This window comes from Streptomyces sp. NPDC088747, assembly GCF_044751025.1.
Lineage (GTDB): Bacteria > Actinomycetota > Actinomycetes > Streptomycetales > Streptomycetaceae > Streptomyces.
Genome location: NZ_JBIVKZ010000019.1, coordinates 77,199 through 97,051 on the forward strand (window position 1 = coordinate 77,199; position 19,853 = coordinate 97,051).

Here is a 19,853-nt window from a genome sequence, read left to right on the forward strand (position 1 = left end):
ACGAAGAACTGGCATACGTCGAACGCCCCGCCGACGTCCACCCATTGAATAGGTGGAGAGCCCCGCCGCCGGATCAGTCCTCGCACGGCCACTGCTGTGCGAGGAGTGCCGGGAGAGTCCGAGGTCAACGCGTCGGAATACCCGCGCAGTTGACCACCGATCAGACTCAGGCACAACCGCGCAGACTTCGGCACGCACCACCCTCGCACGGCAGTACGATCGTCACCGGAACAGACGCGGGAGGGCTCACCCTCTCGTGCACCATCTTGATCTCGCGACAGCGATACGGCACTGCGATCCTGCGGACGACCTGCGGTTCCGCCGAGTGCGGTCGTGCGCGGGGATCGACTCCAAGGGCGGCATCCGCGCTCCGACGAGCCGCTTGCGTGACGAAAGGAAGATTCGCCCCGATGGCCAACGAGGACTCCGGGCCCGAAGAGTCGGTCCCCCCACGAGTGGTCGCCGGCCGCTACGCGCTGCTGTCGCCCCTGGGCGAGGGTGGCATGGGAACCGTGTGGCGGGCCCACGACCAGGTGTTGCAGCGCGAGGTCGCCATCAAGGAGGTCCGGGCGCCCGTCGGGCTGCCCACGGCCGCCATCGAGCGGATGTACACGCGGCTGGAGCGCGAGGCGTGGGCGGCGGCCCGGGTGTCGCACCGGAGCGTGGTGACCGTCTACGACGTGGCCATGGAAGAGGGCCGGCCGTGGATCGTCATGGAGCTGGTACGTGGTCAGTCCCTGGCCGACCTGCTGAAGGCGGAGGGGACGCTCACCCCTCAGCGCGCCGCGTCGATCGGCGGTGAGGTGCTCGCCGCGCTCCGCGCCGCCGACGAGGCGGGCGTACTGCATCGCGACGTCAAGCCGGCCAACGTGCTGATGGCCAAGGACGGCCGAGTGGTGCTCACCGACTTCGGCATCGCCGAAATCGAGGGCAGCACGGCGCTCACCATGACCGGCGAGGTCGTCGGGTCTCCCGAATTCCTCGCTCCGGAGCGGGCGTTGGGCCAACGGCCGGCCTTCGCGTCGGACCTGTGGTCGCTCGGCGTGCTGCTCTACGCGGTCGTCGAGGGAGGCTCGCCCTTCCGCAAGAACACGCCTCTCAGCACCCTGCGGGCCATCGTGGACGCGGAGTTGCCCCCGCCCCGCCGCGCCGGAGCCCTCACTCCGGTCATCGAAGGACTCCTGCAGAAGGATCCGGAGGAGCGCCTCGGCGCCGAACAGGCCGCGCACGACCTGCGGTTGGTCAGCTAGGGCGGCACGCTCGACGCGGAACCCGCACGGACGTCGTCTCCGGTCCCGCCGACCGTCGCGGAAGAGCCCGAGACCCAGTTCACGCCCCAGACGTCCCTGACCCAGGCCGAGACGCGCTACTCGACGCAGGAATCCCCCGCCCAGGCCAGGACCCCGGACCCACGACAGGCGTCCCCCGCCGAGGCCGAAACCCGGCACACGACCCAGCCGACCCCGGCCCAGGCCGAGACCCAGCACACCACCCAGGCGTCCCCCGCCGAAGCCGAGACGCGGTACACGACCCAGGCGTCCCCGGTTCAGGCCGAGACCCAGCACACCACCCAGGCGTCTCCCGCCCAGGCCGAGACCCCGGACCCACGACAGGCGTCCCCGGTCCAAGCCGCACCCCAGGACCCACGGCAGGCGTCCCCGGCTCGGACCGAGCAGCAGCCCGCGGCCACGGATTCCTCGCAGCAGTTCACCGCCACGCACTCCGCGACGGAGCCGGTCGCCACGCAGCCGGCACCACAGGAGGCCGCTCCGCAACCGGCACCCCACCAAGCCGCCACTCACTTCTCATCGCCGCCGACACCCACGTACCCTGCCTCCCCGGACACCACGGCCACAGGCACCCTTCCCCCTGCCCCCTCACGACGCACCAAGCGCAAGCGAAGCACCGTTCTGGTGGCGGCGGGCGCGGCCCTGTGTGTGCTGGCGCTGGCCGGGACCGGATACGCGCTCCTCAACAACGGCGACGGGGACGGAAAGTCCGGCAACGCCGCGGGCGCCGGTTCAGGGACTTCGGCCACGAAGGACCCCTCGCAGAACGCCGACGAGGCAGCCGCTCCCGGCACGGCGAACGGCGGGCAGGACACCTCCGCTTCCGAGGGAGTGCAGATGCAGGTGACGGGTTCACGGACGACGTACTCGGGCCAGTGCCCGCCTCCGGACGGCGAAGCGCCCACTTTCACGGCGACGTTCACGGTGGAACGGCTCCCGGCGCAGTTCTCCTACCGGTGGGTGTCCACGGACGGTTCGGTCACCGACGAGCAGTGGAGGACCCTGTCGTTCCCGAACGGTGGAAGCCTCACCACACAGGTCAGCGTCAGCCTGACCACGTGGGCGAAGAGCGGAACCCTCGAGAGCGCGATCGGTGTGGAGCTCAACGCCCCGCTCCAGGGCAGGTCCAACATGGTCCCGCTGTCCCTGACCTGCGCGTGAGTGACGGCTCCGTCCTGATGCCGGAGCGGCCGCGTCACGCGGTCTCTTTTCCCTGTTGAGTGTCGTCCGCTAGGAGTACGAGTGCCATCGGTCATCGTGGGGCAAACGGGTCCCTTCACTGGTCAGAGCGTGGTTCTGAGCGCCGCGCCCCTGACGTTCGGCCGCAAGAGCGACAGCGGCGTCGTGATCGTCAGCGTCAGTGCCTCCCGTCTGCACGCCGAAATCCTGCAGGAGGACGCCGGCTTCGTCCTGTACGACCGCAGCCGGAACGGGACCTTCGTCAACGACGAGCGCGTCACCCGGCACGTCCTGCTCCCCAACGACCGCATCCGGATCGGTGACGAGACCTTCCTCTACGAGTCGCAGGAGGCCATGGAGACGGTCATGGACCTCTCCCTCCTCGACATGCCCCGCACCAAGGCCTCCGAGGACCCCGGTCTGCTCCGCGTCACGATCACCGGCGGCGGCCCGGTCGGCCTGGCCTTCGCGCTGACGCTGGAGAACATGTTGCGCGGGCGGGTCGCCATCAAGGTCTACGAAGGCCGGTGGATCAGGAACGGCTCATCCGTGGTCTGGAAGGACGAGACCCACGGAAACACCCGTCGCCAGCAGGTGGTGACCGTCCAGAGCCGGCAGTACCTCGCCCTGCCCGAGGAGATGCAGTCGGCACTGTTCGACTCGGGTGACTACACGGAGATGTGGCCCGTAGGACCGGACTCCGTGGAGGGCAGGCCTCCCCGCAACATCCGGATCGCGTACATCGAGGACCGCCTGCTGGACCTGGCGAACAAGAGCAGCGCGATCCAGCTGATACCGAAGCGGTTCGACCCCACCGAGTACCAGGGGCGGCTCGCGCAGGAACACGTCCTGGTGGTCTGTGAGGGCGGACGGTCCCGCACCCGCGAGCACTACAAGGACCGTTTCGGCGCGGCCGACGCCTCGATCTACTCCCTCGAAGGCGACCATCTGCAGGACGTGGTGCTGGGGCTGCGCGTGAAGTCCCCGCTCTCCGACCCGATGAGCGTGCTGCTGACCGTGTCGCAGAACAGGTTCCTCCTCAACTCGCTGCGCGGCGAGGGCTTCCTGAACATGCGCCTCACGCGCGAGGAGGCGAAGAACGTCGTCGGCATCGACCCGGTCCGTCAGGTCTTCGAGGAGTGCATCGCCGCCCGCCCCTGCGTCATGACCCGCGAGGAGGACAACGAGTTCCGCTGCCCGTCGCACGGAACCCTCTTCCTGCCCGCCCTGCTGCGCAGTTCGCCCCTGTGGAAGCGGATCCGGGAAGGGCTCAAGCTGTTCGGCATGTCCGAGGACGAGCTCACCGCGGTCACGTCGTTCCGGCTCGACATGGTGCAACGGCCCCGGTTCACGGCGCAGTTGAGCCGCCCGACCGCGACGACTCCCGGGACGTACGGCTTCCTGCTGGGCGACGCGGCCAACGCCATCCACTTCTGGCCGGGCCGCGGCCTCAACAGCGGTCTCGCCTCGGCCACTTCGCTGGCCCGCTCACTCAGCCGCGCCTGGCGGGGTAAGCCGTTGCGTGACGCCGACTTCATCCGGCACGAGGCGGCGATGTCCATGCTTCAGTACCGGCACAAGAGCCGGGCCTGGAACGCGATGGTCACCACCGACGAGCAGGGCGCCACCCGCGCCATCAAGGACATCATCGCCCGGAGTATGGAACCGCTGCCGAGCGTGGGCTCCGAGTCCCAGCAGGCCCACCTCGACGCCCTGTTGGAGAGGATGAGCGCGATACGCGCGCGGCTCGCACCCCGTATGCCGGGCATGCCCACAGACGAGGAACTGCGCGTCCACCTCTCCGCGCTGGATCCCGCCACGCTCCGCACGCTCCAGGAGAGTGGGGCCTGGGACACCCTGATCGTCGGCGGCGAAGAGGCCGACATCGACCTCTTCTACCAGTCGGACTCCCCCGTCTACGTCCCTCGCCCCGCCGATCCCCGGAACCTCCCGTTGGGTCCCGCGGTGCAGGACGCCCCGTCCGTGAACCCTGCCTGAGCCTTCGCCGGATCCTCCCGGCCTATGACCACGGCGCCATGGAAGCGGTCCGGGGAAAGAGGGGAGAGGGTCGACATCGTGTCGAGGGACGCGTCGGCGACGGGCAGCAGATGGGCGTCGACCCACGTGTCCCCCGTCTCCGTGTTGGCCCAGGGGTCCTCGATCACCACGGCGCCGGGCACGGCGCCGTGGCAGAGCACCCAGTGCGGAACGTCGAACCCCTGCATCCCGGCGAGCGACACCAGGAGCAGCACGTGCTCCCCTCGGCCGATCGCGTCCCTGATCGCGTTCAGGGTGAGGTGGCGCGGGTCGATCGGAACGCCGATCCGCCCGGCGTCCGCCCGCGACGTGCGCTGGAGCAGGGCGCGCCATTCCTGTTCGTCCTCCGGATGGTGGTCGATCAGTACGGGCCGGTCGGTGTCGAGGTGGACCGTGACGGGGGACGAGGGCCAGGCTCGGCGTACGGCGACGGCCAGTCCGACGGGCTCGCAGGCGGGGAAGTTGGTCGCGTCGCGCCACAACGTCAGCTCCGCCCCGCGGCCCAGCGCCTCCCGCGACAGCGTCCCCGCGTGTGCCTGCGCGACCAGGGCGGCGACGGCACCGCAGGTGAAGTGCGTGGTCTGACCGTAGTACGGGGGCTCGGTCGCCACGCCGCCGCGCAACCAGCGGACGTAGCCGTCAGCCAGCCCGGCGGCGTCCTGCGACTCCGTGACCGGCGGGCTCAACGGCACGAACCCGGCAGCAGCGGCGACCTCGGGGCTCGCCGTCCATCCCTCCCACTTGACCTGCGCGAGCTCCCGGCGGCGGGCGTGCGCGACGACGGCTTCGACGGCCGCCGGTACGTCCCCGATGGCGTCGACGATCTTCAGGTAGTCGGTGTGCGGGCGGGCCGTCACGAGCGCGGCGGCGGCCCAGCGCCCGCCGTCGTCCCCCGGCACGGCCACGAGGTGAGGGTCGTACGCGGAGCGGTCGACCGCGTGCCACCGCTCAACCACCTCGCCCTGTCCGAGCCGCCCCAGCGGGGCCGGCACCGTGCCGGACTCGAACGGGACGACGATGCTCTTCACGGGCGTTTCCTGCGGGGACGACATTCGGCGCTCCTGACGGGTCGGAGAGGGTGAAAGGCGGGGAGTCACCCGCGGGCACGTGGCGGAGGTGCCACCACCTCGGGTCCGAGGGTGCGCACCCGTCGGCAGGCGGGAGGCTGAGTCGGCAGACTGGGCAACGGGGGCTGGACTGGGGCGGTAAGACCAGGTCGGGGGCTGGGCTGGCCGGTAGACCGGGCCGAGGAGCCTGGTCCGAACCAGCCGACCAGACCAACGAACCTGAACTGAACCGGCCGACCGCGCCGAGGAACCTGGACTGAACCGGCGGCGGACCAGTCCGACCGGCCGGGGATCCAGGCCGGGGATCCAGCCCGGATGTCCAGGCCGGGGATCCAGCCCCGGATATCCGGCCCGGGGATCCAGCCCCGGCCATCGACAGCCCGACGCCCCCGCGTTGGAGTCTCTCTGACACTCCAACGCTCCGAGCCCATCAACGACAACCCGCGCCCGCGGAAATAGAAGCCAACTGAGCCGGTCGGCGGTCGGAAGCCGTCCGAGCCCACGCCGTAGCGTCGCAGACGCGCAGCGCCCCCGGTTGTCGTCGGTGCCGACGGGCACCCCGCCGGCGTGCGCCCACGCCCGGCCCGACGGACGTCATGCCCGTCGGACGTCACGCGCGGGACCGCCGCAGCACCCAGACGAAGTACGGAGCGCCGACCAGGGCGATCATGAGCCCCGCCGGTACCTGGGCCGGTGCGACGACCGTGCGGCCGAGGGCGTCGGCCACGCACACGAGCAGTCCGCCGAGCAGCATCGAGACCGGGATCGAGCGGCCGTGCCGGGCGCCCACCAGCGAGCGGGCGAGGTGCGGGGCGACGAGCCCCACGAAGCCGACGACGCCGACAGCGACCACGCTGAGCGCCGCGAGCACCGCGGAGATCGCCAGCGCGGCGAGTCGGGCGCGTTCCACCCCGACGCCGACGATGCGCGGGGTGTCCTCGTCGACGGCGAGGAGATCGAGCCTGCCACGCACGGCGAGCAGCACGGGAAGCGCCAGCGCCAGAGCCACCGCGACCGGTACGACGTCGGGCAGCGTGCGGCCGTACGTCGTGCCGGAGAGCCAGGTGAAGATCCGGGGCGTGTTGTACGGGTCGGCACGCAGCAGAAGGAAGGTGGTGATGGAGCTGAGGCCGTACCCGCAGCCGATGCCGATCAGGACGAAGCGGTCGGGCAGGAACCCGCCGCGCCAGGACAGCAGGGCGATCACCGCGAACGTGGCGAGCCCCGCCGCGACCGCGACGACGATCAGCACCGGCCGTCCGCCGGACAGACCCGACGTGACGACGCTCGCGGCGCCGAGCCCGGCGCCCGCCGTGATGCCGAGCACTCCCGGCTCCGCGAGCGGGTTGCGTACCGCGCCCTGCACGACGCATCCGGCCAGTCCGAGCGCCGCGCCGGCGAGGACAGCGGCGATCACGCGTGGGACCCGGTCGTCGAGCGCCTGGCCGATCAGGTCGGGGGCCGTGCCCTGCGCCCAGAGCACGATGTCCCCCGTACGCAGCCAGAGGCTTCCCGCCAGCATCGCGACGAGGACCGCCCCGGCCAGCAGTGCCACCGAGCCGAGTACGACGAGCAGGAACCCGCGGCGGGATCGTACGGCGACCCGTGCGTGCGGCGGCTGACGTAGCCCGCCCGTGTCGCGGAGGCGGAGCGCGAGGACCACGATCACGACGGAGCCGAGCAGGGCGGTCGGCACGCCCGTGGGAATGGAGGCGGCACCGTCCGCCCCTTGGAGCGCGCGCAGCGACGCGTCCGCGAGCAGGATGAGCAGCGCGCCGAGCAGTCCGGCGGCGGGCACCAGCAGGAGGTGTCGGCGCAGCGCCCGGACGCGCCCCGCGATGAGGCGGGCCAGGACGGGTGCGCCGAGCCCGACGAAGGAGATCGGGCCCGCCAGAGTCACCGCCGTGCTGGTCAGAAGTACCGCGCAGAGCACCGCGGTCACGCGGGTGGTCCGGATCGGTACGCCGAGGGTGGACGCGGCGTCGTCGCCGAGGTTCATCACGTCCAGCCGCCGGGACAGCGCCAGCGCGACACACAGCACCACGGCGACGAGGGGGTAGGCGCGGACCGACGCGTCGATGTTGAGCTGCGCGAGCGAACCGCTTCCCCAGGCGAACAGTCCGGTCGTGTTCTGGCTGAACAGGATGAGGAGCATTCCGGTCGCCGCATCCAGGGCCATCGCCATGGCCGATCCGGCGAGGATGAGGCGGGTGCCCGTGGTCCCGGCGGCCCGGCCCGCGAGGAGCAGGACGAGCGCCGCCGCGACCAGACCGCCGGCGAAGGCGACGGCGCCCGACGCCCAGAGCGGGACGGCGAGACCGAAGGCCGCGACGAGGGTGAGCGTGAAGTAGGCCCCGGCCGTGACCGCGAGGGTGTCGGGCGAGGCGAGCGCGTTGTGCGTGACGGACTGGAGCAGCGCGCCGGCGCAGCCGAGGGCGAAGCCCACCGCCACGCCCGCGAACAGCCGGGGCAGCCGCGACCCGGTGAGGATCTCGCCGACCGGAGGCCCGCCTGCTCTGTCCGGTTCCCCGGCGAGATGCCGCACCAGGTCGCCGACGCCGACGCCCGAGGTCCCCTGCGTCAGATGCCACATGCCCACCACGACGGTCGCGACGAGAAGCAGCGCGAGGACCGCCACCCCGGAGGGAGCGCCGCCGCCGTGTCCGGCGCGCGGCAGCGCTCTCCCCGCGGCTGTCGAGGTCGGTGACGCGCTCACTTGTCGAGTACGTTGACGTACGCGTCGATCGCCTGCTCGCAGGAGCGCGGCCCGCCGGCGCCCCACACCCGCGCCGGGAACGCGTGCGCGCGTCCTTCCTTCACGGCCGGGAGGGTCTTCCAGATCGGGTTCTTCTTCAGGGCCTCGACGTAGCCGCCGGCACCTTCGTCGTTGGCGTAGAAGAGGTTGGCGTTCCCCACCGCGGTGAGTCCCTCGACGTCGGTCTGCGCGAGGCCGTAGTCGGGGTCGACGCCGCCGTCCCCGTGGGCCTTGTTGACGTCGTCGGTCCAGGCGGGGTTCATGCCGAGCTCTTCGCCTATCTCGGTGAACAGGGCGCCCTTGCTGTAGGGGCGGACGGTGAGGTTGCCTCCTTCGAGCCAGCCGTCGAAGAACAGGAAGTCCTTCGTGGGCAGATCGGCGTCGGTGACCTGCTTCTTGGCCGTCGCCAGGTGCTGGTCGAACTCCTTGAGCACCTGGTCGGCCCGCTCGGTGCGCCCAGTCGCCTTGCCGATCATGCTGAACACGTCCCGCATGTTCCCGATCTGGTCGGCCGGGTTCGCCCCGCGCGTCGCCATCACGGGGACGCCGCGCTTCTCCAGCTTCTTGATGGTCTCGTCGTCGGAGTCGAACGCCTCCACGATGATCAGGTCGGGCTTGGCGGCGTAGAGGATGTCGAGGTCGGGCTCCTCACGGGTCCCGATGTCCGTCACTCCGCCGGGCAGCGTCTCCGCGCTGACCCAGGTGCGGTATCCCTTGGCGTCGGAGACCGCGGTGGGGGTGACGCACAGGGTCAGCGCGTCCTCGACCTGCTGCCATTCCAGGACCGCGATCCGCTTGGCGGGCTTGTCGAGCTTCACCTGCCGGCCGACGCCGTCCTTGAAGGAGACCGGCTGCGTCGAGGTGGTCGTGGTGTCGTCCGCGCAGCTCTTGGACGCGGGCGACGCACTGGCGCTGCTGCCGGTCTCGGCGTGGTCGACGTCGGTGGTTCCGCAGGACGATGCGGCGAGGACGACGAGCCCCGCGGCGGCTGACGCCGCCAGGCGACGGGCACGGTTCATGAAGGATCCTCTTTCTTGCTGTTCGTTCTTGCTGTTCGTGCATGCCGTTCGTTCTTGGTGCGCGAACGGGGCTCTTGCTGTGCGACGGGGCGGCGGAGGTGCCGCTTCAGGCGGAGTGCCGCCCGATCGGGTCGATACGGAGACGGCGCGTGCGGGGGTCGACGGCGACCTCGACACGGATGTCGTAGACCTCGCCGATGTTGCGCGCGGTGAGGACGTCGACAGGTGCGCCCACCGCGTGGACGCGGCCGGATTTCATCAGGACCAGCGAGTCCGCTACGCAGGACGCCTGGTCGAGGTCGTGCAGCACGATGCCGACGGCGATGCCGTGCTCCTCGACGAGATCGCGCACCAGGTCGAGCGTCTCGATCTGGTAGCGCAGGTCCAGGTGGTTGGTCGGCTCGTCCAGCAGCACGACGCCGGTGTCCTGTGCCAGGCAGGCCGCGAGCCAGACCCGCTGCATCTCACCGCCGGAGAGTTCACCGACGGGCCGTCCGGCCATGTCCCGCACGCCGGTGACGCCCATGGCGTGGTCGATGGCGGTACGGTCCTCGGCGGTCGGTCCGGCGAAGCCGCGCCGGTAGGGGTGGCGTCCGAACGCCACGACCTCCGTGACCGTCAGCCCCTGGGGCGCGGGCCTCGACTGCGAGAACAGCGTGACCTCGCGGGCGAACTGACGGGCGCTGAGCAGAGCCGCGTCGCGCTCGGGCTGTCCCTCGGGGGCGCCGAGCGTCACCCGGCCGCCGTCCACCCGGTGCAGTCGGGAGAGCGCGCGCAGCAGCGTGGACTTCCCGCTCCCGTTCGGCCCCACCAGGGCGGTGGCACGGCCCGGTTCAAGAGCGAGCGAGACGCCGTGGACGACGGCTTCGCCGCTGTACCGCAGCACCAGGTCATGCCCGTTGAGGGCGGTCACCGGTGTGGCGGTGTCGTCCGCGGGGCGACCGGCGCGCCGGGAGAGGCTTGTGAACATGGGTGGTTCCGGACGCTCGGAGGGGCAGGGACCGCGGCACCCTCCGTCCGGACTTCACCGGCTGGGCCGCGGACTCTCCCACGCACGGAAGACACACCGTTCGCGGCGAGCATCAACTAAGGTTACCTAACTCCGAGAAGGCTATATTCCGCTCGCCCTGTCGACAATCAGGTGTTCTGGACACCCGATACGGGATTCCGGACATCCACGGTGGCGTCGGCCGTTCCGAAGAAGGTGCCCGGCGTGGTTCCCATGACCCGCCGGAACGCCGCGATGAAGGAGCTCGGCTGCGCGTAGCCGAGCGTCTCGGAGACGGTCGTGACGTCGAAGCCCTCGGAGAGGAGTGTCAGCGCCCGGTGCACGCGCAGCACCTGCCGCCACTGTGCGAAGGACAGACCCGTCGTATGGCGGAACGCTCGGGTGATCGTGCGGTCGCTGACCCCCAGCCACCGCGCCCACTCCTCCAGCGAGCGGCAGTCGCCGGGATCGTCCAGGAGGGCTTCGGCGATCGCGTCGATCCGGGGGTCGCCGGGCAGTTGCAGCGCGAGCTGGCGTTCCGACGGCTGGAGCACGTCGAACACGACCGACTCCGCCCGCGCCCTCGCCGCCGCGTCGAGATCCGTGCGCGACAGATGGGTCAGCAGCGACTCCAGCAACGGCGTCATCGCGATCGCCTTCGGTTCCTCGAAGGCCAACGCGAACGGTGTGCGGTCGGGAGCGAAGAAGGCGTCGTGGAACTCCGCGCCCGCCGTCGCCCTGCCCCCGTGCACCACTCCGGCGGGCATCCACAGCCCGCGCCCCTCGGTCACGGTGAAGACGCGGTCCTCCACCCGGGAGGTCAGCGTTCCCCCTCGTACCCACACGAGCTCGTGCAGGGAGTGCGAGTGCGGCGCCCACTCGGTGGGAACGCGGGGAACGTGGTGCCCCGCGATGATGGTGAACGAGCCCGCCACCTGCTCCGGAAGCTCCCCGGCCCCGCGCACCACGGTGCCCGCCTCACGCCGCCACATCCCGGGGCTCGCCTCACCACGGGACGCTCGGATCATGCGGGGAGTCTAACCAGGGGCGTCGAGGGTGCCTGGCCGTGGCCCGCGATCGAGGGAACGGTTCGGTACGGCGTACCTCGACGCCCCTGGTTCGGCTCTCGGCCGTCCGGGCATCCGCCGCGGCCGTCCGGTCACCCGCCGCGGGCGTCCGCGAACATGACCCGCCTCAAGAACGGCCTGGGGCCGGTCACGGATCTCTCTCCGCAACCGGCCCAGACCTACGACTCTCACGAGTCGGGACGACAGGATTTGAACCTGCGACCCCTTGACCCCCAGTCAAGTGCGCTACCAAGCTGCGCCACGTCCCGGCGCCCGTCTGACCTGGTGTTTCCCCAGGCCGAACGCGCACGGAAACAATACCGCACTCGCGATACTGATCGCGCCCGCGTTTCTACGGTGGAACTGCCGACCGGCGAGAGATACGGGCGGGCGGCGACGCCTACCTGGTCGCCCTCTCGGCCCACGCCTCAGCGGTGGTCCCGTCGTACAGGGGCGGGTTTCGCCGCGGTCGGACGCGGTCTCGCGACGAGAGCGGAGGCCGAGGCCGAAGCGGTGTTGTCGACCCGCACCAACCCACGTATCGCGGGCACCGACAACAGGGCCGTCGCGACAACGAGGGTCATGAGGCCGGCGACGAGGAGGACGTGGTCCGCGCCGAGGAGCGTCGCGGCCGGTCCCGCCAGTGCCTGCCCGACGGGCATCATCGCGAGGGAGCCGGCGACGTCGTAGGCGTGTATGCGGTTGAGGACGTCCGGTGCGACCTGGGTCTGCACGCTGGTCGCCCACATCACGCCCCACACCGACAGGCCCGCGCCCGCTATCACCGCTCCGGCCGACATCGCCCAGACGCCGAGCCCCGCCCCGACCGCGGCGGGGAAGCAGGCGAACGCGAAGAGGGCGATCGCACCGACCCGCAGCATGCGGCGAGGGCGCAGCCGCAGCGCGATCAGGCCGCCTATGACCGTGCCCGCACCGAGGGCCGAGTTGACCAGGCCATAGGCGCGCGGGCCGTACTGCTGGACCACCTCCGTCGCCACCAGGGGGACCGTGGGCCCCCAGCAGAAGATCATGTACACGCACCAGATGACGATGACTCCCCAGAGCCAGGTTCTGGACCTGAACTCCCGCCAGCCCACGACGAGATCGGCTCTGAAGGTGCCGCCCTGGGCATGGCTTCCGGGCACGGCCGGCGGCAGCCGGAGCAGCAGCAGACACAGGGCGCTGAGCGCGTACGTGCCCGCGTGCGCCGCGAAGACCGCTCCGGCCGACGCGAACGCGACCAGCAATCCCGCCAGGGCGGGGCCCGCGAGCTGGGCGGCGGACTCGGCGATCCGTATCGCGCCGTTGGCCCCTTGTACGTCGGTGGCCAGGCGCGGGACCGTACTGGCGACGCCGGGCTGGAAGACCGCGCCCGCCACGCCGTTGACGGCGCCGATCACACAGATCTGCCAGAGGACCACATGGCCGGCGAAGAAGAGCCCGGCCGTGAGTGCCTGGGTGACCAATCGGACCAGGTCGGCGCCGATCATCAGTTTGCGGGTGCTGAACCGGTCGGCGATCACCCCGCCGAAGACGACCAGCCCTGCGAAGGGGGCGGCCGACGCGGCCATCGCCAGTCCTACCGCGCCCACCCCGTAGCCGTACTGGAGAAGTCCCGCGGCCAGCGCCACCGGCAGGATCGTGTCACCGAGCCGGGCGAGGGCTCGCGCGACGAAGAACAACGCGAAGTCCCGTGACCAGACGGGTCGCGGGGCACGCTCGGCGGCCAGGTCGCGGCGGCCCGGGGGCTTGCCCGGACCACGACCGAGGGACTTGTCCGCAGCACGCCGTGCGGACTTGCCCCCACCACGGCGTGAGGACCTGTCCGCGCCACGGTTGAGGGCGGTAATCCGTCCCGCCGGCCGCCCGGCGGAGATCCGGTCAGCCAAGTCCCGGACGCGGGCGCCGTGGTGTTCGTCGGCACCGGCTCCCGGCTCCCGGGTCAGCTCGGCGTCCGATGGCTTCCCGAGCGCCGGAGGAACCGGACCGGGCCCACTTCCGTCAGCTGACGCCCCACCGTTGACCGTCCCGCCATTGACCACGCCGCCATTGACCACGCCACTGTCGGCCGCCCCGCCATCACCCGTGGCACCGTCGCCCGCCCCGGGCGTCGAGCTCTCCCCGGCCGACGGCTCCCATCGCGCCCCGCCGTCACCCGAAGGCCGACGCCCCGCTCCCCCGCCCATCCCGCCCATCCCACTCGCCCCCCGCCTCGGCGTCCCGCTCCCGTCTTCGGATCATGCCACGGCGCACTGACAACGCTTCGGGAGTCTCAGCCGACGGACGGCAGACCCAACTCCGGGTAGGAGTCGAGCAGTCGGGTCGGAGCGGCCTGACGCCAGGAATCGGCGAGGATGTCGCGGAGTTCGTCCTCGTCCTCCAGGGTCGCCAGTCGGACCCGGACCCAGGCGAAGCCCGCCTCGTGATCGGCGATCCAGAACTTCCCGGGCTCGGCCCTGGCGAGCTCGTCCCGCTCCTCCTTCGGGCAGCGCACGGCGATGGAGGTCTCGTCCTCCGGCAACGTGGCGAACATCTTTCCCGCGACCCGGAACGTCGGCATGTTCCAGGCGATCTGCTCCGTCGTGTCCGGCAGGGACAGGGCGGTACGGCGTACGTCTTCGGCATCCGGCATGACAGGCACCGTAACCAATACCACCGACAATCACGCCGGGCCCCGTTCCCCCTCCCGGCAACGAACCGTCCACCGGCAAAGCATCCGCCTGACGCCACCCCGGCATGACGGCGAACAGCGAAGACAGCGAAGTCAGCGAAGACACCCCACGGCAGCACCTCGCCCGGACCCGCCCTGCCCCGCCCCGGGTTACCCCTCCGCAACCCCCACAAGCGCATCCACCACCGGCCGAATCAACGGATGCCCCTCCGCTCCCCGTCGCACCGCCGCGAAGACCCGACGAGTCGGCGCCACCCCGTCGACCGGGCGGACAACCACACCCGTGAGGTCCATGCCGCGCAGCGCGGAGCGCGGTACGAGCGCGACGCCCGCGTCGGCCGAAGCCAGGGCCACCACCGCGCGGAAGTCGTCCGAGGAGTGTTCGAGGCGGGGTTCGAAACCGGCGCTCTCGCAGGCGAGGACGACCACCTCGTGGCACGGGTTCCCCGGGTAGGGGCCGATCCAGGTGTCCTTGGCCAGCTCGGCGAGCGGCACCTCGTCGGCGTCGGCGAGGCGGTGGCCGACCGGGACCACCGCGTCGAAGGGCTCGGCGTACAGCGGTACGTGGGTCAGGCGCGGGTCGTCGGCCCGTGGCGCCCCGCGGTACTCGACGGCGACCGCGACATCGACCTGCCGGTCGAGGACCATCGGCAGGCTGGCGTCGCCCTCGGCGTCCTGGACGCGGATGCGGATGCCGGGCGCCGACACCGCGAGCCGGGCCACCGCGGGCGCGACGACCAGCGCGATGCCGGTGGCGAAGGAGGCGACGGTGACCGTGCCGGCCGCGCCCGAGCCGTAGGCGGCGAGCTCCGCCTCCGCCCGCTCCAGCTGGGCCAGAACCGTGTTGGTGTGGCTGAGCAGGATCTCGCCGGCCGGAGTCAGCCGTACGCCCTTCGCGCCGCGCTCCACCAGCCGGTGGCCGGTCTCCTGCTCCAGGGCGGTCAGCTGCTGGGAAACGGCTGAGGGCGTGAGATAGAGCGCGGCGGCAGCCGCCGTCACCGTGCGGTGGTCCGCCACCGCACGAAGGATGTGGAGCCGCCGCGCTTCGATCATGTGCCCGATTCTCTCAGGCCGGGCGCACCGGACGGGCCCCGCTCAGGCGTCCAGCTCCCCCCGAGCAGCGACGAACGCGTCCACCGCCCGGTTCACGTCCTCGGTCGAGTGCCCGGCGGACAGCTGGACCCGGATCCGCGCCTGTCCCTGCGGGACCACCGGGTACGAGAAGGCGATCACGTACACGCCGTGTTCCAGGAGGCGCTCCGCGAGGCGTCCGGCTACGGTCGCGTCGCCGATCATGACGGGGGCGATCGCGTGGTCGCCGGGGAGGATGTCGAAGCCCTCCTCGGCCATCCGGCGACGGAACAGCGCGGTGTTCTCGGCGAGCCGGACCCGCAGGTCGTCCGCCGACTCCAGCAGGTCGAGCACCTTGAGGGACGCCGCGGCGATCACCGGGGCGAGCGTGTTCGAGAAGAGGTACGGACGCGAACGCTGGCGCAGCAGGGCGACGATCTCGGCGCGGGCGGCGACGTAACCGCCGGACGCCCCGCCGAGCGCCTTGCCGAGGGTGCCGGTGATGATGTCGACGCGGTCCATGACGCCGTGGAGTTCGGGCGTGCCGCGTCCGCCGGGGCCGACGAAGCCGACGGCGTGCGAGTCGTCGACCATGACCATGGCGTCGTAGCGGTCGGCGAGGTCGCAGATCTCCCGCAGGGGGGCCACGTACCCGTCCATGGAGAAGACGCCGTCGGTGACGATGAGCCGGCGCCGGGCACCCGCCGCCTCCTTCAACTGCCGCTCCAGGTCGGCGAGATCACGGTTGGCGTACCGGAAGCGGCGGGCCTTGGAGAGCCGGATGCCGTCGATGATCGAGGCGTGGTTGAGGGCGTCGGAGATGACCGCGTCCTCGGCGCCGAGCAGGGTCTCGAAGACTCCGCCGTTGGCGTCGAAGCAGGAGGAGTAGAGGATGGTGTCCTCCTGGCCGAGGAACGCCGACAGCCGCGCCTCCAGCTCCTTGTGCACCTCCTGCGTACCGCAGATGAAGCGCACGGACGCCATGCCGTAGCCCCAGCGGTCGAGGGCCGCGTGGGCGGCGGCGACGACCTCGGGGTGGTCGGCGAGGCCGAGGTAGTTGTTGGCGCAGAAGTTGAGGACCTCGCCGGGGCGCCCGCCCGAGGTGACGCTCACGGTCGCCGACTGCGGGGTGCCGATCACGCGCTCGGGCTTGTGGAGCCCGGCGGCGCGGATTTCGTCGAGGGTGGTGCGCAGCTCGTCGCGTACGGAATCGAACATCATCAGTTCCTTTGAGTCCTCAGAGGGTCCAGTCGAGGATGACCTTGCCGCCGCGGCCGCTCGCCGCGTCGGCGAAGGCGGCCTCGAAGTCGCGGTGGCCGTACCGGCCGGTGATCACGGGTGAGAGGTCGAGGCCGCCTTCGAGCAGGACCGACATCGCGTACCAGGTCTCGAACATCTCACGGCCGTAGATGCCCTTGATCGTGATCATGGAGGTGACGATCCGGGACCAGTCGACCGGGAACTCCTCGGCGGGCAGGCCGAGCATCGCGATCCGGCCGCCGTGCGTCATGTTGGCGATCATGTCGCGCATCGCCTCGGGCCGCCCCGACATCTCCAGTCCGATGTCGAAGCCCTCGCGCAGTCCCAGCTCGCGCTGGCCGTCGGCGATCGTCGCGTCGGAGACGTTGTGGGCGAGGCTCGCGCCGATCTTGCGGGCGAGTTCGAGGCGCTCCTCGCTGACGTCGGTGACGACGACGTTGCGGGCGCCCGCGTGCCGGGCCACCGCGGCGGCCATCAGGCCGATGGGTCCGGCGCCGGTGATCAGTACGTCCTCGCCGACCAGCGGGAAGGACAGGGCCGTGTGCACGGCGTTGCCGAACGGGTCGAAGATCGCGGCGACGTCCAGGTCCACGGGGACGCGGTGCACCCACACGTTGGCGGCGGGCAGGACCACGTACTCGGCGAACGCGCCGTCGCGGCCGACGCCCAGGCCGACCGTGGCGCGGCAGAGGTGGCGCCGCCCGGCCAGACAGTTGCGGCACTTGCCGCACACCAGATGGCCCTCGCCGCTGACCCGGTCGCCGATCTTGATGTCGGCGACGTCGCGCCCGGTCCCGACCACCTCGCCGACGAACTCGTGCCCGAGCACCAGCGGCGTACGGATGGCCTGCCGCGCCCAGCCGTCCCAGGACCGGATGTGCAGGTCGGTGCCGCAGATCCCCGTCCTGAGAACCTTGATCAGTACGTCGCCGGGGCCGGCCTGCGGTTCCGGAACGTCCACGAGCCAGAGCCCGGGTTCCGCCTTCTCCTTGACCAGCGCCTTCACGGTACGGCTCCTGTGGGTGAGGTCCCGGAGCGGGGCACGCCGAGACGGCCGGCCCGTACCGGGGAGAGGGGTGGGATCCCGTAGAAATCTGCCGTACGACGGCGCCCCGGTCCATCGAGGATTTCTTAAGCGCGGCCACAGCTCCGCTTCACGCCACCCCGGGCTTCACTTCTCCGACCTCGGGCCGCACTCCTCCGACCACGGGCCTCACCCCTCCGCCCCCGGGCCTCACTCCTCCGGCAGCCGTCCGCGCTCCCGCAGTTCGATCTGCGCGACCAGCTCCGCCGCCATCGACTTGATGGTCTCCAGCCCCGCTCTCCCCCACGGGCGCGGCTCCATGTCGACGGCGCAGACCGTGCCGAGGGCGATGCCCGTGTGGTCGATCAGCGGGGCACCGAGATAGGAACGGACCCCGATCTCGTCGACGACCGGGTTCCCGGCGAACCGCGGGTAGTCACAGACGTCCTCCAGGACCAACGCCTTGCGCCGGACCACCACATGGGGGCAGAAACCGTAGTCGCGGGTCAGATACCGGCCGACGCCCAGGCCTGAGCCGTCCGCCGCCGCGGCGGCCGTGATCAGCCGGTCGCCCGAGCCGCCGTGAGCCGGGGCACCGCCGCCCGGGGTGTGCAGCCCGGCGAAGAACTGCCGGTTCTCGTCGATGAAGTTGACCATCGAGTAGGGCACCGCGGCGACCTCGGCGAGCCGGTCCGCGAAGGCGTCGAAGGCGGGCTCCGCGTGCTCCCCCAGGCCCAGCCTGCGCAGTCGTCGCACCCGGGCGGGAGCGTCCTTGTCCTCCGGGGTCAACAGCAGACGCCCGGCAGGCCGCCGCGGCTCGTAACTCATATACGGGCTCCACCACTTGGGTCGGGTGACATACAGAGATCTCCGTCGTTCGGGGCGGGCGTCATGCAAGGGCTCCGTGACTCGGCGCGGACGTCATGTGCGAGTTCCATCGCTCGGCGGACTTCACGTACGGGCCCCGTGACTGGGTGAGTGGGCCGGCGCGTGGGCGAGCAGGTGCCGCACCAGGACCAGCAGGGTCTGCACGCCCGAGCTGGAGATCCGGGCGTCGCAGCGCACGATGGGGATCCCGGGGTCGAGGTCGATGGCCGCGCGCACCTCCTCGGGCTCGTAACGGTAGGAGCCGTCGAACTCGTTGACCGCGACGATGAATCCGAGACCGCGCTGTTCGAAGAAGTCGACGGCCGCGAAGCAGTCCTCCAGGCGCCGCGTGTCGGCGAGGATAACCGCGCCGAGCGCCCCCTCGGAGAGCTCGTCCCACATGAACCAGAACCGCTCCTGTCCGGGCGTCCCGAACAGATACAGCACGTGTTCCGGATCGAGGGTGATACGGCCGAAGTCCATGGCGACGGTCGTCTCCATCTTGTTCTCGACGCCGTCGAGACTGTCGGTCGCGGCACTGACCGTGGTGAGCAGCTCCTCCGTGCTGAGCGGCGCGATCTCGCTCACCGCGCCGACGAAGGTCGTCTTGCCGACCCCGAACCCGCCCGCGACCAGGATCTTCAGCGCGGTCGGAAACAGGTCAGAGCTGTCGTCGTAGTCCATCGAGCACTGCCTCCAGAAGAGACTGGTCAGTGGGGTTGTGGTGGAACACGGGAGGTTTCGTCGTCAGCGCCCCGCAGTCCACGAGGTCGGACAGCAGCACCTTCGTGACCGCCGCCGGCAGCTTCAGGTGTGCGGCGATCTCCGCGACCGAGATGGGGGCCCGGCACAGTTCGAGGGCCATGGTGTGCTCGGGCCCGAGGTAGCCGAGGGGGGTGGCTCCGGTGGCCATCACCTGTGACAGGAGGTCGAGCGCGGTGGTGGGCCGGGTCCGGCCGTTGCTCACCGTGTAGGGGCGCACCAGTCGGCCGGCCGCGTCGTCGAGCCAGGGCCCGTCGCCGGCCGCGACCACGCTCAAGGCCTCATCGCCGAGGGTTCGGCCGCGGGCTGCCGGGGTGCGGTCACCAGATACGGCCGGACACTCTTGACCAGCATCGCCATCTCGTAGCCGAGCACCGCCGCGTCGGCCTCCCGCCCGGCCAGTACGGCGAGACAGGTGCCGGAGCCCGCCGTGGAGACGAACAGCAGGGTCGAGTCGAGCTCTACGACCACCTGGCGTACGTCGCCGCCGTCGCCGAAGCGGGCACCCGCGCTGCGTCCCAGGGAGTAGAGGCCGGAGGCCAGCGCGGCCATGTGGTCGGCGCTGTCCGTGTCCAGACCGTGGACCGACTTGACGAGTCCGTCGCAGGACAGCAGCACCGCGCTGGTCGTGTGCGGTACGCGCTGTACCAGGCCGCTCATCAGCCAGTCGAGATCGGATACATGGCCGGTCGGCGCATCGCTCGCCATGGTGGATCGACTCCTTGATGTACGAAGGTCTGCCGAAGCGGAGGAGGTGGGGGTGAGGGCGTGGAGGGGGGTGAGGGCGTGGAGGGGGG

At 71.2% G+C, this 19,853-nt stretch carries 16 protein-coding genes, 1 tRNA gene and 1 pseudogene; 3 read left to right on the forward strand and 15 right to left on the reverse strand.

Annotated features, from left to right (window positions below):
* Window positions 1–410 precede the first annotated feature (410 nt).
* The 3 genes and pseudogenes from ACIP79_RS34530 to ACIP79_RS34540 form a co-directional block, all read left to right on the forward strand.
* Window positions 411–1,337: pseudogene (locus tag ACIP79_RS34530) on the forward strand (serine/threonine-protein kinase); the annotation flags it as partial.
* Window positions 1,338–1,913: 576 nt separating this feature from the next.
* The gene (locus tag ACIP79_RS34535) at window positions 1,914–2,450 is read left to right on the forward strand and encodes a hypothetical protein (protein ID WP_401230096.1); all 537 of its coding nucleotides are present in this window, start codon (window positions 1,914–1,916) and stop codon (window positions 2,448–2,450) included.
* Between the two features lie 129 nt (window positions 2,451–2,579).
* Entirely contained in the window at window positions 2,580–4,466 is a 1,887-nt protein-coding gene (locus ACIP79_RS34540) for an FHA domain-containing protein (protein WP_401229833.1), read from the forward strand.
* On the opposite strand, the gene ACIP79_RS34545 is transcribed toward ACIP79_RS34540, so the two are convergent.
* The 15 genes from ACIP79_RS34545 to ACIP79_RS34615 all read right to left on the reverse strand — a co-directional run bounded on the left by ACIP79_RS34545 (window position 4,385) and on the right by ACIP79_RS34615 (window position 19,764).
* Window positions 4,385–5,557 carry a peptidase C39 family protein gene (locus tag ACIP79_RS34545; protein WP_401229835.1) on the reverse strand — a complete coding sequence of 391 codons (1,173 nt, stop codon included), beginning with the start codon at window positions 5,555–5,557 and terminating at the stop codon, window positions 4,385–4,387. The two genes, ACIP79_RS34540 and ACIP79_RS34545, sit on opposite strands and share 82 nt — an antisense overlap.
* Window positions 5,558–6,182: 625 nt before the next feature.
* On the reverse strand, window positions 6,183–8,288 hold the full coding sequence (locus ACIP79_RS34550; RefSeq protein ID WP_401229838.1) for an iron ABC transporter permease: 2,106 nt from the start codon (window positions 8,286–8,288) through the stop codon (window positions 6,183–6,185).
* Entirely contained in the window at window positions 8,285–9,346 is a 1,062-nt protein-coding gene (locus ACIP79_RS34555) for an iron-siderophore ABC transporter substrate-binding protein (protein ID WP_401229841.1), read from the reverse strand. Before ACIP79_RS34555 ends, ACIP79_RS34550 begins: the two co-directional genes overlap by 4 nt.
* Before the next feature lie 106 nt (window positions 9,347–9,452).
* The gene (locus ACIP79_RS34560; protein ID WP_401229844.1) at window positions 9,453–10,316 is read right to left on the reverse strand and encodes an ABC transporter ATP-binding protein; all 864 of its coding nucleotides are present in this window, start codon (window positions 10,314–10,316) and stop codon (window positions 9,453–9,455) included.
* A 167-nt stretch (window positions 10,317–10,483) separates the two neighbouring features.
* A complete protein-coding gene (locus tag ACIP79_RS34565; RefSeq protein WP_401229847.1) occupies window positions 10,484–11,362 on the reverse strand; it encodes a helix-turn-helix domain-containing protein in 879 nt (292 codons plus the stop codon).
* Between the two features lie 234 nt (window positions 11,363–11,596).
* Window positions 11,597–11,670 (reverse strand) — tRNA-Pro (locus tag ACIP79_RS34570).
* Window positions 11,671–11,829: 159 nt separating this feature from the next.
* The gene (locus ACIP79_RS34575; protein ID WP_401230076.1) at window positions 11,830–13,131 is read right to left on the reverse strand and encodes an MFS transporter; all 1,302 of its coding nucleotides are present in this window, start codon (window positions 13,129–13,131) and stop codon (window positions 11,830–11,832) included.
* Between the two features lie 542 nt (window positions 13,132–13,673).
* Entirely contained in the window at window positions 13,674–14,033 is a 360-nt protein-coding gene (locus ACIP79_RS34580; protein ID WP_383687667.1) for an MmcQ/YjbR family DNA-binding protein, read from the reverse strand.
* A gap of 189 nt (window positions 14,034–14,222) precedes the next feature.
* Window positions 14,223–15,125: a LysR family transcriptional regulator gene (locus ACIP79_RS34585; protein ID WP_383687669.1), complete on the reverse strand. Its 903-nt coding sequence runs from the start codon at window positions 15,123–15,125 to the stop codon at window positions 14,223–14,225.
* 42 nt (window positions 15,126–15,167) lie between these two features.
* Window positions 15,168–16,361: a glycine C-acetyltransferase gene (locus ACIP79_RS34590; RefSeq protein ID WP_401230079.1), complete on the reverse strand. Its 1,194-nt coding sequence runs from the start codon at window positions 16,359–16,361 to the stop codon at window positions 15,168–15,170.
* A 19-nt stretch (window positions 16,362–16,380) separates the two neighbouring features.
* A complete protein-coding gene (gene tdh / locus ACIP79_RS34595; protein ID WP_401229852.1) occupies window positions 16,381–17,409 on the reverse strand; it encodes an L-threonine 3-dehydrogenase in 1,029 nt (342 codons plus the stop codon).
* Between the two features lie 228 nt (window positions 17,410–17,637).
* The gene (locus tag ACIP79_RS34600) at window positions 17,638–18,255 is read right to left on the reverse strand and encodes a GAF domain-containing protein (protein WP_401229855.1); all 618 of its coding nucleotides are present in this window, start codon (window positions 18,253–18,255) and stop codon (window positions 17,638–17,640) included.
* Window positions 18,256–18,378: 123 nt separating this feature from the next.
* Entirely contained in the window at window positions 18,379–18,978 is a 600-nt protein-coding gene (locus ACIP79_RS34605) for a GTP-binding protein (protein ID WP_401229858.1), read from the reverse strand.
* Complete coding sequence (locus tag ACIP79_RS34610; protein WP_383689142.1) at window positions 18,956–19,327, reverse strand: DUF742 domain-containing protein; 372 nt, start codon at window positions 19,325–19,327, stop codon at window positions 18,956–18,958. The genes ACIP79_RS34605 and ACIP79_RS34610 overlap by 23 nt, the downstream gene beginning before the upstream one ends.
* Window positions 19,328–19,329: 2 nt before the next feature.
* Entirely contained in the window at window positions 19,330–19,764 is a 435-nt protein-coding gene (locus ACIP79_RS34615) for a roadblock/LC7 domain-containing protein (RefSeq protein ID WP_383689139.1), read from the reverse strand.
* Between the last annotated feature and the right edge of the window lie 89 nt (window positions 19,765–19,853).